General features: G+C 67.2%; 22 protein-coding genes and 1 tRNA gene. 9 read left to right on the top strand and 14 right to left on the bottom strand.

The window, feature by feature from the left end; all coding sequences use genetic code 11:
- Positions 1–35 precede the first annotated feature (35 nt).
- Positions 36–554, top strand: coding sequence for a DUF3145 domain-containing protein (locus tag IDF66_RS01325; protein WP_190265485.1), 519 nt, complete (start codon positions 36–38; stop codon positions 552–554).
- Positions 555–877: 323 nt separating this feature from the next.
- Here IDF66_RS01325 and IDF66_RS01320 read toward each other — a convergent pair whose 3' ends face one another.
- From IDF66_RS01320 to aceE, 6 genes are all read right to left on the bottom strand, one after another.
- Positions 878–2329 carry an acyl-CoA carboxylase subunit beta gene (locus IDF66_RS01320; protein ID WP_190265484.1) on the bottom strand — a complete coding sequence of 484 codons (1452 nt, stop codon included), beginning with the start codon at positions 2327–2329 and terminating at the stop codon, positions 878–880.
- 30 nt (positions 2330–2359) lie between these two features.
- Positions 2360–3631, bottom strand: a complete 1272-nt coding sequence (locus IDF66_RS01315; protein ID WP_164309193.1) for a KasA/KasB family beta-ketoacyl-ACP synthase — start codon at positions 3629–3631, stop codon at positions 2360–2362.
- Positions 3628–3933 (bottom strand): meromycolate extension acyl carrier protein AcpM, encoded by a 306-nt coding sequence (gene acpM / locus IDF66_RS01310; RefSeq protein ID WP_164309194.1) that lies wholly within the window; start codon positions 3931–3933, stop codon positions 3628–3630. Before acpM ends, IDF66_RS01315 begins: the two co-directional genes overlap by 4 nt.
- A gap of 122 nt (positions 3934–4055) precedes the next feature.
- Positions 4056–4964 carry an ACP S-malonyltransferase gene (locus IDF66_RS01305; RefSeq protein WP_164309195.1) on the bottom strand — a complete coding sequence of 303 codons (909 nt, stop codon included), beginning with the start codon at positions 4962–4964 and terminating at the stop codon, positions 4056–4058.
- Positions 4965–5159: 195 nt separating this feature from the next.
- Complete coding sequence (locus tag IDF66_RS01300) at positions 5160–6431, bottom strand: PucR family transcriptional regulator (RefSeq protein WP_164309196.1); 1272 nt, start codon at positions 6429–6431, stop codon at positions 5160–5162.
- Between the two features lie 76 nt (positions 6432–6507).
- A complete protein-coding gene (gene aceE / locus IDF66_RS01295) occupies positions 6508–9327 on the bottom strand; it encodes a pyruvate dehydrogenase (acetyl-transferring), homodimeric type (protein ID WP_190265483.1) in 2820 nt (939 codons plus the stop codon).
- Between the two features lie 208 nt (positions 9328–9535).
- Between aceE and IDF66_RS01290 the strand changes: the two genes are divergently transcribed.
- The 4 genes from IDF66_RS01290 (at position 9536) to IDF66_RS01275 (ending at position 11477) form a co-directional block, all read left to right on the top strand.
- A complete protein-coding gene (locus IDF66_RS01290) occupies positions 9536–10186 on the top strand; it encodes a hypothetical protein (protein WP_190265482.1) in 651 nt (216 codons plus the stop codon).
- A 98-nt stretch (positions 10187–10284) separates the two neighbouring features.
- Positions 10285–10716, top strand: coding sequence for a DUF3052 domain-containing protein (locus IDF66_RS01285; protein ID WP_164309198.1), 432 nt, complete (start codon positions 10285–10287; stop codon positions 10714–10716).
- Complete coding sequence (locus tag IDF66_RS01280) at positions 10713–11204, top strand: peroxiredoxin (protein ID WP_164309199.1); 492 nt, start codon at positions 10713–10715, stop codon at positions 11202–11204. Before IDF66_RS01285 ends, IDF66_RS01280 begins: the two co-directional genes overlap by 4 nt.
- 198 nt (positions 11205–11402) lie before the next feature.
- Positions 11403–11477, top strand: a tRNA-Val gene (locus tag IDF66_RS01275).
- A 79-nt stretch (positions 11478–11556) separates the two neighbouring features.
- On the opposite strand, the gene IDF66_RS01270 is transcribed toward IDF66_RS01275, so the two are convergent.
- The 4 genes from IDF66_RS01270 to IDF66_RS01255 all read right to left on the bottom strand — a co-directional run bounded on the left by IDF66_RS01270 (position 11557) and on the right by IDF66_RS01255 (position 15240).
- Complete coding sequence (locus tag IDF66_RS01270; RefSeq protein ID WP_317628543.1) at positions 11557–12339, bottom strand: putative protein N(5)-glutamine methyltransferase; 783 nt, start codon at positions 12337–12339, stop codon at positions 11557–11559.
- 5 nt (positions 12340–12344) lie between these two features.
- On the bottom strand, positions 12345–13331 hold the full coding sequence (locus IDF66_RS01265; RefSeq protein ID WP_190265480.1) for a helix-turn-helix transcriptional regulator: 987 nt from the start codon (positions 13329–13331) through the stop codon (positions 12345–12347).
- Between the two features lie 66 nt (positions 13332–13397).
- The gene (locus IDF66_RS01260; RefSeq protein ID WP_190265479.1) at positions 13398–14276 is read right to left on the bottom strand and encodes an aldo/keto reductase; all 879 of its coding nucleotides are present in this window, start codon (positions 14274–14276) and stop codon (positions 13398–13400) included.
- A gap of 28 nt (positions 14277–14304) precedes the next feature.
- Complete coding sequence (locus IDF66_RS01255; protein ID WP_223309081.1) at positions 14305–15240, bottom strand: alpha/beta hydrolase family esterase; 936 nt, start codon at positions 15238–15240, stop codon at positions 14305–14307.
- Positions 15241–15395: 155 nt separating this feature from the next.
- On the opposite strand from IDF66_RS01255, the gene IDF66_RS01250 reads away from it, so the two are divergent.
- The gene (locus IDF66_RS01250) at positions 15396–16745 is read left to right on the top strand and encodes a family 1 glycosylhydrolase (RefSeq protein WP_317628542.1); all 1350 of its coding nucleotides are present in this window, start codon (positions 15396–15398) and stop codon (positions 16743–16745) included.
- A gap of 59 nt (positions 16746–16804) precedes the next feature.
- The gene (locus IDF66_RS01245; RefSeq protein ID WP_203588949.1) at positions 16805–17632 is read left to right on the top strand and encodes a maleylpyruvate isomerase family mycothiol-dependent enzyme; all 828 of its coding nucleotides are present in this window, start codon (positions 16805–16807) and stop codon (positions 17630–17632) included.
- 199 nt (positions 17633–17831) lie between these two features.
- On the opposite strand, the gene IDF66_RS01240 is transcribed toward IDF66_RS01245, so the two are convergent.
- A complete protein-coding gene (locus tag IDF66_RS01240; RefSeq protein ID WP_190265478.1) occupies positions 17832–18638 on the bottom strand; it encodes a spermidine synthase in 807 nt (268 codons plus the stop codon).
- A gap of 61 nt (positions 18639–18699) precedes the next feature.
- Here IDF66_RS01240 and IDF66_RS01235 point away from each other — a divergent pair, with 61 nt between their 5' ends.
- Positions 18700–19680, top strand: coding sequence for a cobalamin biosynthesis protein (locus tag IDF66_RS01235; RefSeq protein WP_388000560.1), 981 nt, complete (start codon positions 18700–18702; stop codon positions 19678–19680).
- Here the strand turns inward: IDF66_RS01235 and IDF66_RS01230 are convergent.
- Positions 19658–20632 (bottom strand): SURF1 family cytochrome oxidase biogenesis protein, encoded by a 975-nt coding sequence (locus tag IDF66_RS01230; protein ID WP_164309207.1) that lies wholly within the window; start codon positions 20630–20632, stop codon positions 19658–19660. The genes IDF66_RS01235 and IDF66_RS01230 overlap by 23 nt on opposite strands.
- Positions 20633–20714: 82 nt before the next feature.
- Between IDF66_RS01230 and IDF66_RS01225 the strand changes: the two genes are divergently transcribed.
- Positions 20715–21719 (top strand): zinc-binding metallopeptidase family protein, encoded by a 1005-nt coding sequence (locus IDF66_RS01225; RefSeq protein WP_190265476.1) that lies wholly within the window; start codon positions 20715–20717, stop codon positions 21717–21719.
- A 22-nt stretch (positions 21720–21741) separates the two neighbouring features.
- Here IDF66_RS01225 and IDF66_RS01220 read toward each other — a convergent pair whose 3' ends face one another.
- Entirely contained in the window at positions 21742–22224 is a 483-nt protein-coding gene (locus IDF66_RS01220) for a low molecular weight protein-tyrosine-phosphatase (RefSeq protein WP_164309209.1), read from the bottom strand.
- Positions 22217–22924 carry an HAD hydrolase-like protein gene (locus tag IDF66_RS01215; protein ID WP_164309396.1) on the bottom strand — a complete coding sequence of 236 codons (708 nt, stop codon included), beginning with the start codon at positions 22922–22924 and terminating at the stop codon, positions 22217–22219. Before IDF66_RS01215 ends, IDF66_RS01220 begins: the two co-directional genes overlap by 8 nt.
- Positions 22925–22956: the final 32 nt, after the last annotated feature.

The following is a 22956-nucleotide window of genomic DNA, read 5'->3' as shown; positions in this document are numbered from 1 at the left end:
GAAGACGTTCCTCGTCGAAACCGGAGGTGAACAAGGTGCGCAATCTGAGTCAGTTTGCGGACAGGACGACAGGAGTGGTGTACATCCACTCGGCGCCGGTGGCGCTGTGCCCGCATGTCGAGTGGGCTCTGTCGTCGACCCTGAATGCGCGGGCCAACCTGAAGTGGTCTGCGCAAGAGGCCGACCCCGGTATGCAACGTGCGACCGTTGACTGGGCCGGCCCGGTCGGCACTGCCGCGCGCCTGGTGACGGCGCTGCGGGAGTGGTCTGCGTTACGTTTCGAGGTGACCGAGAACGCCAGCGACGGCGTCGACGGCGAGCGCTTCAGCTACGTACCGGGCCTCGGGCTGTGGCGTGGCTCCACGAGCGCGAGCGGCGACGTCATGATCGGCGAGATGCAGCTTCGCACGTTGATCGAATCCCAGCCCGACAGTGCCGGACTGGCCGGCGAACTCGAGGCCGCCCTCGGTACGGCCTGGGACGACGCCCTCGAGTCGTACCGGATGGGCGGCGCCGGTGCCGAGGTGACCTGGCTCCAGCAACGCGTCGGATAGACCCCTCGGCGGTACCGATTTCGACCGTCGATACGAGATTCGGCCCCGGTAGCGAACTACCGGGGCCGAATTGCTGTGTCGGTGGGTGGGTCTCGATACGCGGCTCCTTCGTCGCCGCTACTCGACCGGCGAGTGGGGACGCGGCTCCTTCGTCGCCGCTACTCGACCGGCGAGTGGGGGTCTCGATACGCGGCTCCTTCGTCGCCGCTACTCGACCGGCAGGTAGGGACACCTCGTGCGGGGCCTGGTCATGCTGATCGAGTAGGCACCGAGCGTAGCGAGGCGCCGTATCGAGATCGCCGAGCGTGCCGCCCGGCTGAGGGTCAGAGCGGGATGTTCTTGTGACGACCACGCCGTGCAGGTGCTGCTGCCAGTGCCTCGGCGATGCGACTGCGGGTGGTCGCGGGGTCGATCACGTCGTCGACCACACCGATCGACTGGGCGCGACCCAGTCCGCCGGCGATGGCCTCGTGTTCGACTGTCAGACGTTCGTGCAGAGCTTCCCGCTCGTCGTCCGGTGCGGCGGCCAGCGCCTTCTTGTGGAGGATGCCGACGGCCGCCTTGGCGCCCATCACGGCGACCTCTGAGCCCGGCCACGCGAAGACCGCGGTGGCGCCGAGGGCGCGTGCGTTCATCGCGATATAGGCACCGCCGTAGATCTTGCGCGTCACCAACGTCACACGCGGAACGGTGCATTCGGCGAAGGCGTGCAGCAGCTTGGCCCCGCGACGCACCACACCATTCCATTCCTGGCCGACGCCGGGCAGGTAGCCGGGGACATCGGTCACGACGATCAGCGGGATGCCGAAGGCGTCGCACAGGCGGACAAATCGTGCTGCCTTCTCGGCGCTCTCGGAGTTGAGGCAGCCGCCCATACGGAGCGGGTTGTTGGCGATGACGCCGACGCTGCGGCCGGAGAGGCGACCGAATCCCACCACAATATTCGGAGCCCACTTCGCCTGCAGCTCTTCGAAAGTGGAGATCTCGGTTTCGCCGTCGGCGGCCATCTGGGTGTCGAGCATCTGCTCGACGATCGGATGCACGTCGTAGGCGCGACGATTCGATTCGGGCAACAACGCCTTGAGGTCGACATCGCCTGCCTCGGCTTGTTCCCGATTGAAGTGCCCTTGCCGGCTGAACGTCGACACGAGTCGGCGTGCGCGCCAGTACGCGTCCGGCTCTGAGTCGGCGATGATGTGGCACACGCCCGACTTCTTGCCGTGGGTGAGCGGACCACCGAGCGATTCCATGTCGACGGATTCGCCGGTGACGCTCTTGACCACGTCGGGGCCCGTGACGAACACGCGGCCGGCCGGGGCCATGATCACGACGTCGGTGAGTGCCGGTCCGTATGCGGCGCCCCCGGCGGCGAAGCCGACGACCACCGAGATCTGCGGCACGTAGCCGGAGGCGCGGACCATCGCCTCGAAGACCTGGCCGACCGCGTGGAGCGCCTCGACGCCCTCCGCGAGTCGGGCACCACCGGAATGCCAGATGCCGATGACCGGCGTCTGTTCGGTGATGGCGGTGTCGATTGCGTTCACGATGTGAGCGCAACCCACCACACCCATGGCACCGCCCATCACGGTGCCATCGGTGCAATAAGAGACAGTACGAACGCCGTTGACCGAGCCGATTGCGGCCTGCACTCCCGACTTGTCGCGAGCGTGCAGAAGCGACATCGAGCCTTCGTCGAAGAAGTTGGTCAACCGGAGCAGCGGATCGCTGGGATCCGCAGCTTCCTCATGGCCGGTGATGGGAGCCAATGTGGTCATCGCTGTCTCCTGTGGTGTCGGGGTGGTGTATCAGTAGCGACCGAAAGCGAGCGCGACGTTGTGCCCACCGAATCCGAACGAGTTGTTCAACGCGTAATCGATCTGCCCGTAACGGGCTTCACCGTGAACGACGTCGACGTCGCACTCTGGATCCTGGTTCTGCAGGTTGAGCGTGGGAGGTATGACACCCTCCTCGACGCTCTTGATGGTGAGCACGGACTCCAGCGCCCCGACTGCGCCGATGGAGTGACCGAGCGCCGACTTGGGCGCATATACCGCGGCATGCTGACCGACTGCGGCGTTGATGCCTGCCGCCTCGGCCGTGTCGCCGATGGGGGTCGACGTCGCATGTGCGTTGATGTGACTGATGTCGGCCTTGGTGAGGCCTGCCGTCTGGATCGCACGGGTCATGGCACGGGCGTTGCCCTGGCCACTCGGGTCCGGCGCGACCAGATGGAAACCGTCCGAAGTGATACCGGCGCCGAGCAGGCGAGCGTGGATGTGTGCACCACGTGCCTTGGCATGCTCTTCGCGCTCGATGATCATCATCGCCGCGCCCTCGCCGAACACGAAGCCGTCACGATCCTTGTCGAACGGCCGCGAGGCACCAGCAGGATCCTCGTTGCGCGTGCTCATCGCACGCATCATCGAGAACGCCGCGATCGGAATCGCGTCGATGTGTCCCTCGACGCCACCGGTGACGACCATGTCGGCGTCACCCATGACGATGTGGCGCCACGCGTGTGCGATGGCCTCTGCACCCGACGAGCACGCCGAGACAGGGGTGATCACGCCGGCGCGTGCACCGACATTGAGTCCGGTGACGGCGGCCGGACCGTTCGGCATCGCCATCGAGACCGCCAGCGGCGAGACCTTGCGGTAGTTGCCCGACTGTTCGATCGCCTTGACGGCATCGACCATCGCATCTCCGCCACCCTGACCGGTGCCCAAGACGACGGCCAGACGGTCGGGATCGACCTCCGGCTCGCCCGCCTGGGCCCACAGGCGCTTGCTCATGACATGTGCGATGCGCTCGACGTAGGCCATCCGGCGTGCTTCGACGCGCGTCACTTCTTCGGACGGATCCTTGACGAGACGGCCACCGATGCGGCACGGCAGGTCGCCGTACTTGGTGACGAAGTCGTCAGTCAGTTCACGGATGCCCGACTCACCCGCCACCAGCTTCTTCCACGTGGTGTCGAGATCTTCGCCCAGCGAGGTGGTGGCCACCATGGAGGTGACCACCACGCTCGGGAAGTTCCCGCCCAGCGTCGAGTATTCGCGGAGGGATGGGGAGCTCACGAGTTCTTGTCTGCCTCGACCTTGGCCTGGATGGCGGCAGCAGCCTCGGGGTTCTCCGTCTCGAGCTTCTGGATGTAGGCGACGGCGTCGCCGACGGTGCGGAGGCCGGCGAGATCCTCGTCCGGGATCTTCACGCCGTACTTGTCCTCGGTCTGCACGGCGATCTCCACCATCGAGAGCGAGTCGATGTCGAGGTCGTCGACGAACGACTTCTCCAACGTCACCTCGGACGGCTCGATGCCGGTGACTTCCTCGATGATCTCGGCGATGCCGGCGATGAGTTCTTCCTGGGTGGCAGCCACGATGTGGTTCCCTTCTTGTTTTGCTTTGATGTTCTCCGGAGCACTCACGAGCATCCCGCCCGTGAGTGGTTGGACAACCGGGGAGCCGGTCTTCCGGGGGTCACGGCCTCTCGCCGTGACCGCTATCCAAGTTCGGTGATGTTGTCGAGGTCGTCGGGCGATTTCAGCGCCAGGGTGGGCGTGCCCTTCAACTCTCGCTTGGCAATGCCGACGAGCGTGCCCGCGGGCGGAAGCTCGACGACGGCAGTGGCGGCCCGCTCGCGCATATACGCGGAGCACAGGTCCCAGCGGACCGGTTTTGTCACCTGTCCCACTAGTCTTGTCAGCGCTTCGGCGCCATTCGTTACAGGTTGGCCATCGAAGTTGGACAACAGCGTCCGATGGGGATCTGCGGGGGTGATCTTCGCCGCGGCCGCGGCGACGGCCTCCTGCGCTGGGGCCATGAATCGCGTATGGAACGCTCCCGCCACTGCGAGTTTACGCGTGCGAGCCTTTTCCGGCGGGTTGGCGATCAGTTCATCGACGGCTGCGACGGTGCCGGCCGCGACGATCTGGCCGGCCGCGTTGCGATTGGCCGGGACGAGATCGAGTTCGTCGAGGCGCGCGAGGACGGCGGATTCGTCGCCACCGAGAACCGCGGCCATCGTCGTGGGCTCGAGTGCGCAGGCCTTGGCCATTTCGGCGCCACGGATGGCGGCGAGCGACACTGCCTCGTCGCTGCTGATGACACCGGTGATCGCGGCGGCGGCGAGCTCACCGACCGAATGGCCCGCGACGATCGCATCGGCGGGCAGTTCCGAACGCCTCGCGAGTTCTTGATGAGCCAGCAGCGCCGACGCGACCACGAGCGGCTGGGTCACCGCCGTGTCGGTGATCTCGTCCGCAGTCGCGGTGGTACCGAGGCGCTCGAGATCGAGGCCGATCAGCTTCGACCACGTCGCGAGTTGGTCGCGGGCACCGGCAAGTTCCAACCACGGGGACAGCATCCCGGGTGTCTGTGAGCCCTGGCCGGGCGCAAGCATCGAAAGCACGTGACCAGAGAACACTGTCCGAGGGGTCTTTGTGGGTGTTGAGCCCCATGAACCTTGTCGCGACCTTTTGTGGGGTTCCCACAAACTTGATCTAACCCACACCTGGTTCGACACCACTTTGAGATGCGTTATCGAAACGTGTCCCAGGGAGTGTGATCAGCGCAAACGTGAAAACAAGGCTGTGGCTGGTGTGGCTCATGTGGCTTGTGAGTGCGTTTCGTTTTGGAAGTGTGTCAATCGACCAACAGTCGCCGCGACCCTCAGGACATACCCGTCGCGAGGGTTAGTTGGATCACGTCCTGTGATTTCCGAAATTTTCTTCAGTCGGTAACGAACCGTATTTGGATGGATATACAGAACACGGGCGCAACTCTCGACCGAGCCCCCAGAGTCGAGATAGGCCTCGAGCGTCGCGTTGAGGGTGCTGCCACCCTTCGCCAGGGGGCGGACCAACGACTCGTTCAATGTGGCCATCGCCGCGGTGTCGCCGTTGAGCGCGCGTTCGGGCAGCAATTCGAGACTGTGGACCGGGCGCGGTGCGTTCGGCCACCCGACCACTGCTGCGATACCGGACATCGCCTCGCTGGCACTCGCGTGTGCGCTGCCGAGGTTCGGCATCGTCGGTCCGATCACCACCGGGCCGTCGGCGAAATGGGTCAGCAACTCGGTGACGAACCGCTCGCCGGGTTTGACGGGTCCGCTGATGATCGCGACCAGGAAGGTGCCCTGGACGACCGACAGCGCGGACCGGTCGAACTGTTTCGCCGTGTTGTGGATGGCCAGCGGCACCGAGACATTCTGCTCGGGTGGCGGAGCTCCGACGATGATGGTGGCAGGTGCGTCCGAGTCCCAGTTGAGGGCGGCCGCCCGGGACAGGAGCTGCGGTCCGGTGTCACCGCGTACGACGGCGTCGACGACGAGGGCCTCGAGGCGGGAGTCCCAGGCGCCGCGCGACTCGGCGGCCGAGGCGTAGATGGACGCGGCGGCGAAGCCGATCTCGCGGCCGTACCGCAGGACCGATTCGGTGAGCGCCCGGAGCTGGGCGTCGTTGCGGGCGAGCAGTGGGAGCCACTTCTCGAAGAACTCCATCGCCACGCGCACCATCTCGACGGTCTGCAACAGCGTGATACGCCGGGCCAGGTCCTGCGGGACCACCTGGAACGCCTGGACGGTGAACTTGACGTTGCCCTCGGGGTCCTGAATCCACTCGACGAAGTTGACGACGGCGGTCTGGACGACCAACTGAACGCTCGCGCGTTGCGCCGCGTCGAGGTCGGCGAAGTAGGGGAGCTGGTCCTGCATCGAGTGGACGGCCTCGGTGGCCAGTCGTCCGCTGTACTGCTTGACCCGCCGCAGCAGTGTGTCCGGCAGGGCGTCGTGCACGGTCGCCGGTGCGGGGACGTGCGCACCCCGCGCGCCGAACACGTCGGCCGACGGTGGCTCCTGGTTCACGCCTGCATCGCTCACCGTCTCAATCTATGCCCATGCGCCGGCCGACGATCCGTAGATCGTCGGCCGGCGCAGAGTGAACGTGCCGGTGCCCTCAGGCCACGCCCGGATCGCTGGTCTGTTCCGGGGCCGCGGCGACGTCGGTGATCTGATACTTCTCCGCCGCTTCGGCCGCGACGGTGAACGGGATGTGTCCGTCCCGGGCCAGCGCCACGAGCACCGCCACGACGATGGACTCCGCGTCGACGTTGAAGAACCGCCGTGCAGCGGGCCGGGTGTCGGAGAAGCCGAAGCCGTCGGTGCCCAGGGTGAGGTAGGTGCCGGGTACGTAGGCGCGGATCTGCTCCGGCACCCCGCGCATGTAGTCGCTCACCGCGACCACCGGACCGGCGACGTCCGCGAGGAGCTCCGTCAGGTAGGGCCGCGGGTGATCGACCGCGGGTTCGCGCACCGCCGCACGATCGACCCGGATGCCGTCGCGGGCGAGTTCACTCCACGAGGTGACGGAATAGACGTTGGCTCCGACGTTCCACTCCTCGGCGAGGATCTCCGAGGCGCGCAGCGCATCGGGCATCGTCACGCCCGACACCAGGATGCTGGCGGGGTACTCCTTGCCCTGGGGGGCGTCGGTGAATCGATGGATGCCCTTGAGGACGCCGGCGACATCGAGATTCTCCGGCTGCGCCGGCTGACTGATCGGCTCGTTGTACACGGTCAGGTAGTAATAGACGTTCTCTGGCTCGTCCCCGTACATCCGTTCGAGGCCGTCGGCGATGATGTGACCCAGCTCGAATGCGAAGGCGGGATCGTAGGACACCACCGCGGGGTTGGTGGCCGCCAGCAGCGGCGAATGGCCGTCCGCGTGCTGGAGTCCCTCACCGGTCAGAGTGGTCCGCCCCGCGGTGGCGCCGATGACGAACCCGCGGGCCATCTGGTCACCTGCCGCCCACAGGCTGTCGCCGGTGCGCTGGAAACCGAACATCGAATAGAAGATGTAGAGCGGGATCATCGGTTCGTCGTGGGTCGAGTACGACGTGCCGACGGCGGTGAACGACGCCGCCGACCCCGCCTCGTTGATCCCCTCGTGCAGGATCTGGCCCTCGGCGCTCTCCTTGTACGCGAGCATGAGCTCGGCGTCGACAGAGGTGTAGAGCTGTCCGTTGCGGTTGTAGATCTTCAGGGTCGGGAACCACGAATCCATCCCGAAAGTCCGTGCCTCGTCCGGGATGATCGGCACAATCCGATTGCCGATCTCCTTGTCGCGCAACAGATCCTTGAAGATGCGCACCAGCGCCATGGTGGTGGCGACCTGCTGTTTGCCCGAACCCTTGCCCGCGGTCTTGAGCGCCCGGCTGACGTCGGGCTTCAGTGCCTTGGACGTGGTGCGCCGGGCAGGCAGGAAACCGCCGAGGGTCTTGCGCCGGTCCAGCATGTACTGGATCTCCGGCGATTCCGGCCCCGGGTGGTAGTAGGGCGGCAGGTAGGGGTTCTCCTCGAGTTGCGCGTCGGTGATCGGGATGCGGGTGCTGTCGCGGAAGGCCTTCAGATCATCGAGAGTCAGCTTCTTCATCTGGTGGGTCGCGTTGCGGCCCTCGAAGTGCTTGCCGAGCGTGTAGCCCTTGATGGTGTGCGCGAGGATCACCGTCGGCTGGCCCTTGTGGGCCATCGCCGCCGCGTAGGCGGCATGGATCTTCCGGTAGTCGTGGCCACCGCGCTTCAGATTCCAGATCTCGGCGTCCGAGAGGTCCTTGACGAGTTCCTTGGTGCGCGGGTCGCGGTTGAAGAAGTGTTCGCGCACGAACGCGCCGTCGTTGGCCTTGTAGGTCTGGAAGTCGCCGTCGGGGGTGGTGTTCATGAGGTTCACCAGCGCACCGTCACGATCGGCGTGCAGCAGGGTGTCCCACTCGCGACCCCAGATCACCTTGATGACGTTCCAGCCGGCGCCGCGGAAGAACGACTCGAGCTCCTGGATGATCTTGCCGTTTCCGCGGACCGGGCCGTCGAGGCGCTGCAGATTGCAGTTGATGACGAAGGTGAGGTTGTCGAGGCCCTCCGTGGCGGCGAAGCTGGCCAGACCCCGCGACTCCGGCTCGTCCATCTCGCCGTCGCCGAGGTAGGCCCACACATGCTGGTCGGAGGTGTCGGTGATACCGCGGTCGTGCAGGTAGTGGTTGAAACGTGCCTGGTAGATCGCGTTCATCGGGCCGAGTCCCATCGACACCGTCGGGAACTGCCAGAACTCCGGCATGAGGCGCGGGTGCGGGTACGAGGGCAGACCGCCGCCCTCGCCGGCATGGCTGTGTTCCTGACGGAAGCCGTCCATCCGGGCCTCGTCGATGCGCCCTTCCAGGAAGGCGCGGGCATAGATGCCCGGGGACGCGTGACCCTGGATGAAGACCTGGTCACCGCCGCCGGGGTGGTCGGTACCGCGGAAGAAGTGGTTGAAGCCGACCTCGTAGAGCGCGGCCGACGACGCGTAGGTGGAGATGTGCCCGCCCACGCCCACACCGGGACGCTGGGCGCGGTGGACCATGATGGCGGCATTCCAGCGGATGAACGCGCGAAAACGGCGCTCGACCTCCTCGTCGCCCGGGAACCATGGCTCGTTCTCGGTGGGAATGGTGTTGACGTAGTCGGTCGATGTCAGCGATGGGATCGCGACACGCTTCTCGCCTGCGCGTTCGAGGAGTCGGAGCATCAGGTAGCGGGCGCGGGCGGGACCCGCGTGATCGAGCAGGTCGTCGAAGGACTCGAGCCATTCCCCGGTTTCGTCGGGGTCGATGTCCGGCAGGTACGACGCGACTCCCTCGCGGATGACGCGAACGCGGTTGCGATCACCGCCGGCGGGGGTTTTTGCCGGCTTGGAGCCGTTGCCCTGGGTGGCGGTCGTCGTGCGGTCTGCCTGGTCGGTCACTGTTATGCCTACTCCCTCGGTCGGCCGGATTCACGGTGGTGTCCGGCGTGCGATGACACGGGGCCGCTCCCATGATGTCGGGACCGCGGCGTCCCCCTCTCATCGTGCCCCATGTCACTGCGGTTGGCATCGGGTGGTCAACCTTGCTGCCACCCGCCGCGACCTGCGGTAGCGTTCTGGTGTTGGTTACTCGTGGGTCAGGAGCGCAATGCGGGACACCGGCAGGAGCAGCACCGCACACAGGGCCGGTCGACGACGGTCGGCGGTACGTGCTGCGACGATGATCTGCGCCGCGATGCTCCTCGCGGCATCGGCGGCGGGATGCTCGTCATCGGTGGACGGAAGCGGGTCCGCGGCCCCCGGTGAGGTGGCCGCCTACAGCTCCGATGTCGCCGCGTCGCGCGAGTCAGCCGGACGCGACGACGCGAGCAAACTCTGCCGCGAGGCCATGTCGTCGATGGTTGTGATGGTCCGCGGGTACAACGCGTTCGTCCGTCGACTCACCGAAGTCCACACCTACAGCGACGTGGGAGACCTCGACGACAAGGCGCGTGCAAGCCTGATCGCGGGGGCCGACCTGATCCGGCAACAGGTGACCGAGGCGACCCCCGCCGACGTGGCGGACCCGGCCAACCGGTTCCTCGACTCCACCGGACGACTCGGTGCCGCCATCGGGCAGCGCCAACTCGACGGGCTCAATCCCGTTGCCGCCCAATGGACTCGGGACAAGCAGGCAACGTTGAACGCATGCTCGGTCTACCTCCCGCTGCCGCCGACCGTCGCAGCGTCGCCGGTGCCCACGTCCGGTGCTTCCGACGCAGGCCCGTCGTCGGCGCCCACTCCGCCGCCCACCCCGTGAGACACATTCGGGCTGCCCCCTGTTCGGGTTGCACTCTGAGCATTTAGGCTGTTCCCTAAGCTGACAGTCGAATTCGCATGGCAGGGAGGTCGCACGCGGTGGTAGCCGCCACAGAGTCCAGCAGCGCTGGGGGCAACAACGCCCACAAGCTGGGATTCACGTCCGGCATGGTGGTGCAGGAACTGGGTTGGGATGAAGACACCGACGACGCCCTGCGGGCCGACATCGAAGACGTCATCGGCGGTGAGATGGTCGATGAGGACGCAGATGACGTCGTCGACGTCGTCGTGCTGTGGTGGCGTGATGGCGACGGTGACCTGGTCGATGCACTGATGGACGCCATCTCACCCCTGGCCGACGATGGATACGTCTGGGTCTTCTCGCCGAAGACCGGCACCGACGGACATGTCGATCCCAGCGAGATCGCCGAGTCCGCACCGACGGCCGGTCTGACACAGACCAATGTGATGAGTCTCGGGGGATGGTCGGGGTCACGGCTGGTACAGCCGAAGACCCGCAAGCGCACATGACCGGCGAGGGGACGGTTCTCCCGACGTCGCCGCTGCGCGTGGGAGACGCCGCTCCCGACTTCGAACTCCGGGACCAGAACAACCAGCGCGTCTCACTGTCTGCCCTGCGGGCCGACGGCAAGGTGCTGGTGGTGTTCTTCCCGCTGGCGTTCACCGGGACGTGTCAGGGTGAACTCGGCTACATCAGGGATCATCAACCGCAGTTCGACCACGACGGACTGCGTACCGTCGCCGTGTCGGTCGGGCCACCGCCGACGCACAAGGTGTGGTCGTCGGCGCAGGGGTTCCTGTTCCCGATCCTGTCGGATTTCTGGCCCCATGGTGCGGTCGCCGAGGCGTACGGCGTCTTCAACGAACACAACGGTTACCCGAACCGCGGGACGTTTCTGATCGAGCGTGACGGAACGGTCGCCTTCGCCGACGTCGTCGGCCCGGGCGAAGCGCGCGAGCAGGCGTTGTGGGACAGGGCGCTGCTCGCCGCGCGCTAGCCGCGCCCATCTCGGACCAGACCGATCGAGAGCTGCCGATGTGGCCCGGCCATCTGAAGATGGGTGCTCGATGACCTCGGCCCTAGGTTGGGCCGGAGCTCTGGGCCCTGGGTTTGGGTTCTGGTTTTGGGTTGGGGCCGGTGAGCCATTACATTCATGTCTTGGTGTTCACCGGTCTCGACATCGGAGTTCACTCAGGCGCGTATAGCTCAGCGGTAGAGCTCTGGTCTTACACACCAGCGGTCAGGGGTTCAAATCCCTTTGCGCGCACCACTGTCAATGACCGTTGACGGGCCGCCGCCCCGTCCCAGCCATGAGTGCCGTTCATCCGAACGGAGCACAGTCGGTCGGCTCATGTCGATCGTCGTTCTCCGATCACCACCGTCGCCCACATCTGCTCCGACGATGCGACCGTGGTACAGAGTCCGGCCTCCGCCAGCGCCTCGGCGGTCATGCCGGATTGGGCAGTTCCGGTCTCGATCAGTACGTGCCCGCCGGGCCGCAACCACTGTCCGACGGAGCGCGCCACCCGGCGATGGACGTCGACACCGTCGCCACCGCCGTCGAGCGTGTGTCGGGGTTCGTGGTCGCGGGCCTCGGGCGGCATCAGTGCGATCTCGGCGGTCGGCACATAGGGCGCGTTGACCACGACGACGTCGACTGTGCCGTGGAGTCGATCGGGCAGGGCATCGAAGAGGTCCCCGCACCACGTCGCACCGCCGACGGGCGAGAGGTTGCGGGCCGCGCACCGGACGGCGACCGGGTCGATGTCGCCGGCATGGAGTTCGATGCCGGGCCGCTCGGTCGTGATCGCGAGGCCGATGGCACCGGTGCCGCAGCAGAGGTCCACGACGATCGAACCCGGCTGCGTGATTGCCAGCGCCTGCCGGACGAGGAAGGCGGTCCGTTGCCGGGGGACGAAGACGCCGGGATCGACCTCGATCCGAAGACCACGGAACGTCATCCATCCGAGTACCACCTCGAGCGGTTCGCCCGCGAGCCGCCGCATGAGGAGTGCTTCCAGTTCGCCGGCGTCGCCGGCATCTCCGATGAGCAGGTCTGCTTCCTCCTCGGCGAACACACAGCCGGCATCCCGCAGTCGGGACACGGTGCAGGACAACGTTTCTGCGGACACCTCGTTCACCGCGAAGCCGCCCCGTCCACCGCTCGTCGATAGCGGGCGGCGAGGTCGTCGTGATACTGCGCCGCCTCCCGGCATTCGTCTACCAACTCTGGCGGGCCCAGCACGGTGAAGTCGGCCTCGAACGCCCGCAGCCAGCGGGCGATGCTCACCAACGACGTACTGAACAGCACCAGTTCGCAGCCCTGATCGTCGCCGGCCTCGATGGTGCCCCACGCCGCGTCGACCATGGGTTCGACCACATCCATCGGTGCGTGGATCCGCACGCGCGCCGAGGCCTTCCGGTACACCGCACCGAGGCTGCGCGTCAGATAGCCGGTGGCCCCGCCCTCGGGCAGCTCCCGGGGAGAAAAACGCGGCCCGGTGGGAGTCTTGGGTTCCATCCGATCGACGCGGAAGGATCGCCAATCCTCGCGGCCGAGGTCCCAGCCGACCAGGTACCAGCGCAAACCGCTCCGGACCAATCGATATGGTTCGATCTCGCGTCGACTCTCCGCGCCGTCGCCGCGTCGGTAGTCGAATCGCAGGCGTTCACTGCGATGGCATGCCGTCGCGATCTCGGTGAGTACATCCCCCGACACCGAGGTCCTCGATTCACGCGGGACCGCCTCCATGGTCAGGGCATCGAGTCGGTGGCGCAGACGCGACGGCATCACCTGACGCAGTTTGGTGAGAGCTCCGGCGGACGCATCCGCCATGTCGGCCACCGAGCCGGTGGTGATCTCGTTGAGCCCGAGGGCGACGGCGAGGACTTCCTGGTCGTCGAGCAGCAGTGGCGGCATCTCCGCACCGGCGCCGAGTCGGTACCCACCGCCGACGCCGACGGTCGCGTCGACCGGGTAACCGAGCTCACGGAGTTTGTCGATGTCCCGCCGGACCGTGCGGGTGGTGATCTCGAGGCGCCGGGCGAGGTCCGCGCCCGACCAGTCGCGCCGCGTCTGCAACAAGGTCAGCAGAGCCAGCAATCGGGCCGACGTTTCCAACATGGATTCATCCTGCCGGGTTTTGCGGACAGATGGTGACCTCAATGCCGAAGCATCGCCGACGTCGTCCTAGTCGGGAGCGCCCAGGTTCAGCTCGTCGGGGTGTGCGCCGACCCGCTCACCGGTGTCGAGTGTCGCGATCTCGGCCATGTCGTCGTCGTCGAGCTCGAAGTCGAGGACGTCGATGTTCGCGGAGATGCGCTCGTCGTGCACCGACTTCGGGATCACGATGACGCCCGACTGCAGGTGCCACCGGATCATCACCTGGGCGGTCGAGCGGCCGTGGCGTTCGGCGACCCGGGTCACCGTTGGGTCGGTGAGCAGGGTGTTCGGGATGGAATCCGCGCCCCAGCCGGCGCCGCTGCCGCCGAGTGGACTCCAGGCCTCCACGGCGATCCCACGGTCGGCGCAGAACGCGCGGAGTTCTCGTTGCGCCAGACGGGGATGCAGTTCCACCTGATTGACCGCCGGTGCCTGCCCGGTCGCGTCGATGATCGCGGTCAGATGGTGCGGCTCGAAATTGGAGACCCCGATCGACGTGGCCTTCCCGGAGTCCCGGATCTCGATCAGCGCCCGCCACGTCTCGATCATCCGCGCGGCATCCTGGAGCGGCCAGTGGATCAGGTAGAGGTTGACGTGGTCGAGGCCCAGTCTGTCGAGGCTGGCGTCGATCGCGGCGTGCGCCCGATCGGCGCCGTGGTCGGCATTCCACAATTTCGTGGTCACGAAGATCTCGGATCGGTCGACTCCCGACTTCGCGATACCGCGCCCGACGGCCGCCTCGTTGTCGTAGGCCGCCGCCGTGTCGATGTGGCGGTAGCCCGCGGTGCCGATCGCATACCCGACAGCGTGCTCGGTGTCCCGGTCGTCGGCCTGCCACACGCCGAGACCGAGCTGGGGAATCAGGGCGCCGGTTGTGAGCTCGATGGTCGGGAGATCTGTACTCATGCCTCCAGGCTAGGCCGGAAGCATCCGATCACGACGAACCGTAGAGGGGGTGAGTCATGAAGAACTGCCACAACAATTGTGTTGCCGACACGGTGTCGGCGGCGCTTCCGAGCACTCCATTCCCCATCGAACCCGGCCATCGGTGGGTTCCGCCGCGGATACGGTAGTGCACGATCGCGTGACCCGATAGCGCGCAGAACGGCCACGAAACACGATCGACGACGGAGTTCAGCGGGATCGTCATCGTGGTGTCGGGACACCCGGCGCGGGTGGACCAGGTCCGCAACCAGGCAGGCGTCGAGAGATAGCGTGCGTGGAATCTGGTCCCGCCGCCGTAGTGGATGACGCCGTCGGCGGTGCCGTGGAAGTCGACCAGCGAGATCGGCGGACCGTGCGAACATCCCTGCACGGTGCGGGTGTAGATCGCTGCGCTGATCGTGGCGAAACCGGTGAACTCCCGCGGCATCCGGCAGGCCAGCATCGCCACCAGGCCGCCGCCATTGGATCGTCCGACCGCATAGGTGCGATTCCGGTCGACGCAGGCGCTCGTCCGCATTGCGCCGAGGATGGCGCGCGTGAACGCGATGTCGTCGGCGCGCGGCGACGAGTAGGGCGCGCCCTGCCAGGCCGTGCGGTCGTCGGTGCCGCGCAGCCCGTCCGGGTACACGATGATCGCGGGCAACGAGGACAGACCGGTATAGCGCTCGAAAGTCACACCGCGTTCGGCGCGGCCGTGGAAGGCGAGGACCAACGGCAGCCGCTGCCCGCCGGTGTGGTCGGCCGGAACGTGAATCCGATACGTCCGGTGCACCCCGCCTACGGTGACCGACCGGGTGATGGTGTCGCCTGCCCGCAGTGATGGGCACCCGGCAGCCGGTCGCGGATCGGTGGGAGACGCGGCGGCCTCACCCGTGACTCCCGGAAACCATGCGGCGCAGGCGCCGACCATCGTCACGACGGCCATGAGAACGATCCAGACGACTCTGCCGCGCCGTCGACGAGTGCAGGGGTTGTCGTGCACCGCATCACTGTAGTGGTCGGACATCCGACAGGTGGCGGGAAGTGGTCCGGGCGCGCAAAATCCATACCTCGGCGCATGCGATCTGACATCCTGAGCGCGTGCTCACCGCCGACACCCCGATCGGTCACCGTCCCCGCCCGGTCGTGCTGATCGCTGCGGTGATCGCCACGATCGTCGCGATCACCGCACCCGGGATCCCTGCCGCGCTTGCCGCGCCACCGGTCGCCGGATCGTCTGCACCGGCAACGTTGCCCCGTGACTTCGACTGGGGTGTCTCGTCATCGGGGTTCCAGAGCGAGGGTTTCTCGCCGGACAGCAACTGGCGGCGCTACGTCGCCTCGGGTGCGACGCATGATCGGGTCGGCACCTCGGTGGATTTCCGGCACCGCTATCGCGGCGACATCGCACTGGCGAAGGCACTCGGCGTCAAGGTGTATCGCGTCGGCATCGAATGGGCGCGCATCGAGCCCCGGCCGGGTGTGCTCGACCGTACCGAGATCGCCTATTACGACGCGATGATCGCTGCGATCGTCGCCGCCGGGATGCGACCGATGATCACCCTCGATCACTGGGTGTATCCGGGCTGGGTGGCCGATCGTGGCGGCTGGGCGAACCCCGAGACCCCGGCACTGTGGCTGCGCAACGCCCGCCGCGTGGTCGACCGCTACAGCCACTTTCATCCGATCTGGATCACCATCAACGAGCCGACCGTCTATGTGACGAACGAACTCAAGACCGGCGCGATCGCGGCGCCCGAGGTGCCGGCCATGCTCGATCGCCTCGTCCACGTGCATCGTGAGATCTACCGCTACATCCATCGCCGTGATGCCTCCGCGATGGTGTCGTCGAACGTCGCCTACGTCCCGACGGTCGAACCCGTGCTCGACACGCAGTTCGTCGATCGCGTCGCCGACACCCTCGACTTCATCGGGATCGATTACTACTACTCCATCTCACCCGCGAACACGGGTGCCTGGCACGCTCTGACCGATGAGAGTTGGCTGGCGCCTGTGTCGGCCGACGGTCTGTACTACGCACTGCGGCACTACAGCCGCAGATATCCCGGCAAGCCTCTCTACGTGGTCGAGTCCGGCATGCCCACCCGCGACGGCGCCGCCCGAGCGGACGGCTATCGCCGCGGCGATCACCTGCGTGATGTCGTCTACTGGCTGCAGCGGGCCCGCGGTGACGGTGTGAACGTGATCGGGTACAACTACTGGAGTCTGACCGACAACTTTGAATGGGGAAGCTACACACCGCGATTCGGTCTCTATACGGTGAACGTCACGTCGGACCCGACATTGACCCGCCGGCCGACCGACGCGGTGTCGGCCTATCGACGCATCACTGCCGACAACGGCGTGCCGACGGGCTACCGTCCGACACGTCCGGCCGAGTACTGTTCCCTCGTCGCCGCACCGGCCAGTTGCGTCGAACCCGTGCACTGATCCGCGAACGGCGACAGCCCACCCGCTGTCCGATCGACCGAGTCCCCAGGAGGATGGCCGTGGCCGCCAAGACCTCATTGCCCATCGCACCCGTCGTCACTGCGCTGACCGCGCAATGGGCGACGCTCGACGCGCTTGCGACCGGGCTCTCCGACGACCAGTGGTCGGCGCCGTCGGTGCTGCCGGGCTGGTCGATGGCCGACGTCATCGCCCATGTGATCGGCACCGAGAGCATGCTCGCCGGCCGACAGGTGGAACCGCGTCGTGACGTCGGCGCCCTCGACCATGTCCACAACCCGATCGGCGAACTCAACGAGAAATGGCTCGACCACTTCCGTGGCTCGTCGCGAGGTGAGGTGATGGCCGCCTATCGCGAGATCGTCGCGGTCCGGACCGACGCGCTGACGCAGATGACCCAGGAGGAGTTCGACGCCGACTCGGTCACCCCCGCCGGTCCGGAAAGCTACGGGAGATTCATGCGGATCCGGGTATTCGACTGCTGGATGCACGAGATCGACATCCGTGACAGCACCGACGGGTCGGCCCCGACCGATGCGGTTCCCGCGGAGCTCGCGCTCGATGAGATCGCCGCGTCCCTGCCGTTCGTGGTGGGTAAGCGGGCCGCCACGCCGAAGGGCACCTCGGTGCTCATACGGATCGGCGGCGTGGTCTCACGCGCGATACGCATCGAGGTGGGCGATCGCGCGGTGGCGGTCGAGGAGTTCGCCGGTGGTGACGAGTCCGCCGACGTCGTGCTCACACTCGACGCGCGCGAGCTTGCCCGTCTCGCCGGCGGGCGGCGCACCGCAGACCCAGGACGGGTGACCGTCGACGGTGACCGGACGCTCGGTACGGCGATCCTCGACAACCTCGACTACGTCATCTGAGCCGCTCGGCCCGGCCACGGGTTGTGTACGGCGTCACCAGGCGTCGAAATCGACTGCGACGAACACATGTTCGAATCGCATCCGCTGTCCGGACGTGGCACTTCACGGGAGAAAATCCCTTGTCATCCGGCCAGATGACGATCGGGACAAATGACCAGGGCGCTCCCGCGATGCGACGACGTCGGGTCGGCGCGGTCGTTCAGGTCTCGTCCCGGATCACGGCGCCGGAGGCGAACTCGCGAGCCCGTCGACCGGTCAAGATCTTCGCCGGTTGGGGATCGCTGAGCAGCGTTCGGACGAGTTCCGGGGTGTCCTCGATGGGGCTGTCCGCGGCGATCAGCACGACGTTTCCGGTGCGGCGCCCCTTGAGCATCGCGGCATCGGCCACCAGTGCGAGATGCGGGAAGACGGAGGCGGCGGTGGCGACCTCGGCGCGTGCCAGAGTCAGGTCGCGGCTGTCGCCGCAGTTGGCGAGGTAGAGCCCGTCGGGCGCGAGGACACGACGGACCTGTTCGGTGAACTCCAGCGTTGTCAGGTGTCGCGGTGTGCGCGCGGCGGCGAACGCATCCCGGATGATCACATCGCGTGTCTGCTCGGTGAGGCCGGCCAGGACCTCGCGGCCGTCACCGACGCGGATTCGCAGCCGCGGCGCTCGTGGGAGGTCGAACCACTCGCGGGCGAGACGGGCGAGTTCGGCATCGATCTCGACGGCGACCTGGCGCGTGGCGTGCTGACGATCCGCGAGATACCGCGGCAGGGCGCACGCGGCGGCACCGAGGTGCAGGACGCGTAACGAGGCATCGGCGCCGTATCGGTCGGCGATCACGGCGGCCATCTGGCGCATGTACTCGAAGTCGAGAACCGCCGGGTCGGGGTGTATGTGTGAACTCTGCGCACCGTTGATCGTGAGCAGCCAACCGCCCGCGATGGGATCGCGGGACAGCTCGGCGACTCCGGTGTCGATCGGGTGGGCCCCGGCGACAGGTTCTGGGCGGGTTCTGGCCATCGCAGGTGAGTCTATGCGGGCCGTACGCGACGTCGGCTCGCCCGCGGATACGATCGCCTCCGTGTCCGGCCGAATCAGTACCCGTCGTCGTGGTCCGTCGCCGACCCGTCACCGTGATGCCGGGGTCGCGCTCGGTCTCCTGGCGGGCTTCGCCGCCGACCGCGTGCTCGGCGATCCGCGGCGATGGCACCCGGTGGCGGGGATCGGTCACGCGGCAGGGGCCGCCGAGCGGGTGCTCTACCGAGACAATCGCCCGGCCGGGGTGGTCTTCGCAGCCATCTGCGTCGGCGCCGGTTGGGCAGTCGGAGAGCTGGTCGGCAGGGTGCCCGCGACCCGGGCCAGGGTCGCCGTCACCACACTCGCCACCTGGTCGGTGCTCGGTGGCACCACGCTCGTCCGGGTGGGTGACGCGATGGCCGATGCCCTCGACGCCGACGACATCGAGAGCGCGCGACAGCTGGTCCCGAGCCTCTGCGGACGAGATCCCGAGGCCCTCGACGAGGCGGGTATCGCCCGTGCCGCTCTCGAATCGATTGCCGAGAACACGTCCGACGCCGCGGTTGCGCCACTGGTCTGGGCGGCGTGTGCGGGACTACCCGGGCTGATCGTCTATCGCGTCGTCAACACGCTCGACGCGATGGTCGGTCACCGTGACGACCGGTATCGGCGGTTCGGGTGGGCCGCGGCGCGTCTCGACGACCTCGCGAATCTGGCGCCTGCGCGGCTCACCGGAGCACTGGCCGTCGTGTTGGGCGGCGCCCCCGCAGGAGCCCTGCGGGCCTGGCGTCGCGACGCGGCTGCACATCCGAGTCCCAACGCCGGTGTGGTGGAGGCCACGTTCGCGGGCGCGCTCGGGGTCACGCTGGGCGGGCGCACCGAATATCCCTACGGTGTGGAGCTACGGCCCTTGCTGGGCGACGGACCCGCGCCCGCGACGTCTGACCTGCGCGCCGCGGTCGTCCTGTCACGCCGTGTCCAGACCGCAGCGGCCATCGGGGCGGCGACAGCCGCGTTCCTGGTCAGCCGCCGTAGCGGTCGCTGAGTTTGGCGCGCACGTCGGCCGACGCCTCTTCGGCATCGGGACCGGAGCCGATCTGACCACGTTGTCGGGCCCCCGACGCGGCGCCCGCCTCACGCAGGTCGGCGCGGACACGCGCCCGGCGGTTCCGCGGCGCCGCGGGCTCGGTGTCCTCGACCACCGGAGCGACGGGCGATGCGCCGTCGGAGTCCTCGACACTGGACGCGGTGACCGCGGCGCTGCGCCGGCGCTGGCGGATCTCGGAGTAGATGAAGTACCCGGCCCCGAGGGGGGCCATGATGCCGAAGGCCAGCCACTGCAGCCCGTAGGACAGGTAGGGGCCGGATTCGAGCTGTGGCAACGGGATCTCTCCCAGTGAGCCGGGCTGGTCGGGGGAGAGCTGGAGATAGAACGGGTCGAGCGTGGTGTCGACGGCCCGGCCCACCTCGGCCGGATCGATCGTGTAGACGGCGCGCGTGCCACCCTCCTCGTGGGCGCCGCGGCCCGGACTGGTGCCCTCGCCCGCACGGACGCGTGCGGTGATGGTGGTCTCGCCGCTCGGCGCGGTGGGAACGTCGGGCACCGCACCCTGGTCCGGTCGGACGAATCCTCGGTCGACGAGCACCACTCGGGAGCCGTCGGCCGCGGCGAACGGGGTGAGGACCTCGACGGCGGGTCGCTCGTCAACCGAACGCAATCGGACCAGCACCTCGCGGTCAGCGAGGTAATGACCCGTCACGGTCACCTCGCGCCATTCCGTGGTGGGCTTGAACGCCGCCCCCGGCGGTGCGAGTGATCCCAACGCCACCGATGGCGTGGACATCGCGGACTTGATCAGGCCATTGCGCTCCTCGGTGGCGGTGTTCTTACCCAGCTGCCACGGGGCGAGAAGCGTGAAGCAGAGGACCGCGAACGCGATGACGACCAAGCCCAGGGCGATCCACCCGGGGCGTAGGAACATCCGAACCACGCGCACACCCCCAACGGTACCGAGCCGCCGTTGTCGCCCAACCGCGGCCACCACCGCAAACAGGTCGGCTCAGGGTAGCGTGGACGAAATGCGAGATTTCCTCTGCCGAAAGTGCGGCCAGCGTCTTTCCTTCGAGAACAGCTTGTGTCTGCACTGCAAGAGTGCACTGGGATTCTGGCTCCCGACACGCACCATCTACGTGCTCGACGACGACGGCCGCGTCGAAGTCGACGGACAGCTTCTCGAGCGGTGCACGAACAACAAAGTGGCACAGTGTAACTGGCTGGTGCCGTGGTCCGGGGTGCCGACCCTGTGCACATCGTGCCGACTCACCCGGACGCGCCCGGGCGACGACGACACCGACGCGCTGGCGGAGTTCGGCAGAGCGGAGACGGCCAAGCGTCGGGTGGTGCTCGAACTCGACGAGTTGGGTCTGCCGATTTGTGGGCGCGACGAGGAGCCGGAGACAGGGCTCGCGTTCGACCTGCTGTCGAGCGCCGCGCAGTCGGTGATCACGGGACACGCCGGCGGTGTGATCACGCTCGACCTCGCGGAGGGCGACGATGTGCACCGCGAGCAGATGCGCGTCGAACTCGACGAGCCGTATCGCACCGTGCTGGGGCACTTTCGGCACGAGATCGGTCACTATTACCAGACCGTCCTGGTCGACGACGACACCGTTCGTGAGGCGTTCGAGGGCCTGTTCGGCGATCCCGACGAGGACTACCAGGCGGCGTTGGACCGTCATTACTCCGAGGGCGCGCCGACGGGATGGCAGCAGAACTTCGTGTCGTCGTATGCGACCATGCACCCCGCCGAGGACTTCGCCGAGACCTTCGCGCACTATCTGCACATTCGCGACACCTTGGACACCGCGGCGGCGTTCGCGATGGCACCCTCCGGTTCCACGCTCGACAGTGTGCTGCCCGGTGACGTCGGCTTCGATCAGCTGGTGGAGTGGTGGCTACCGCTCACCTGGGCGCTGAACCAGATCAACCGCTCGATGGGGCATCCCGATCTCTACCCGTTCGTCTTGCCGGAACGGGTCCTCGAGAAGATCCGGTTCGTCCACAATCTCGTCCTGCCCGCCTGAGCCGGCGTGGGTTCACCAGGGCCTACGCGGACTCCTCGAGCGTGGCGTGCACCCATGCCAACAGTCCCGGAACCGCGCTCTCGATCTGTTCGCGGGTGATCGCGAAGTCCTCACCGGTCCCGTAGAAGGGATCGTTGAGGTCGAGGTCGTCGGGTCCGGCGCCGGGGTCGAAGCTGCGCAACAGTCGTACGCGGTCACCGAGACGCTTGCGCTCGAGTTCGCGGACGTGTCCCGCGTCCATCGCCACCAGGAGGTCGGCGTCGAAATGGATGGGGGAGAGCTGGGCGGCCACATGCGCATCGGAATAGCCGTGGGCCAGCAGCTCTGTGCGCGCACGATTGTCTGCGGGTTCGCCGGTGTGCCACCCGCTCGTGCCGCAGCTGGTCACCCGGACGCGATCCGATAGCCCGGCGTCGTCGAGCGCCGAGCGGAAGATGTTCTGTGCCATGGGCGACCGGCAGATGTTGCCGGTGCACACGAAACACACGTGTAGTTGCTCAAACACCAAGTACCTCGCGCAGATGTGCGATCGACCCGACCGTCCACGCCGCCGAGCCGTCCTCCCCATCCAGAGCGTAGCCCCAACGCACGAGGATCGCCGGTATACCGAACAACGCTGCGCCTTCGACGTCGTGGGCTCGGTCACCGAGCATCACCACCGGGGCATCGGTCACATGTGCGTCGGCGTCCGCCGGGATCCCCAATTGGGCCAGGGCATGCGCGATTACATCAGACTTGGCGCGACGGGTGCCGTCATCGCTGGCGCCCGCGATGAACCGGAAATGATGGGCGAGCCCGAAGTGATCGAGGATGGCTCGGGCGGTGCCCTCGTTCTTCGAGGTCGCCACGGCGAGCGTGCGTCCGCTCGAGGCCAGATCTTCGAGCAGGGCGGGCATACCGTCGAAAACGGAGTTCTCCAGCCAGCCGACATCGGTGTACCGCAGGCGATAGGCGCGCATGGCGGCGTCGGCGGTCGCCTGGTCGAGGCCGATCGCCGTGAGGGTGTCGATCATCGGTGGACCGGCGATGCCTGCGACCACCTCGGGACCGGGTTCGGGGGCGCCGACCTCGGCAAGTGCATGCCGGAAGCTGTTGGCGATACCGGCGAAGCTGTCGGTGATCGTGCCGTCGAGATCGACGAGCAGGACGGTGGCCGGGTCTGCGGGATCCGGTCGGGTGGGCAGGACGTCGGCGGACTCAGGCATGTCGGTCACCGTTCCATCGTGCACGTAGGCTG

Origin of the sequence: Gordonia hankookensis (genome assembly GCF_014673215.1) — a bacterium.
GTDB classification, from domain to species: Bacteria; Actinomycetota; Actinomycetes; order Mycobacteriales; family Mycobacteriaceae; genus Gordonia; species Gordonia hankookensis.
Note: the sequence above shows the minus strand (reverse complement) of the source record. Positions and strands in the feature narration are given on the sequence as shown.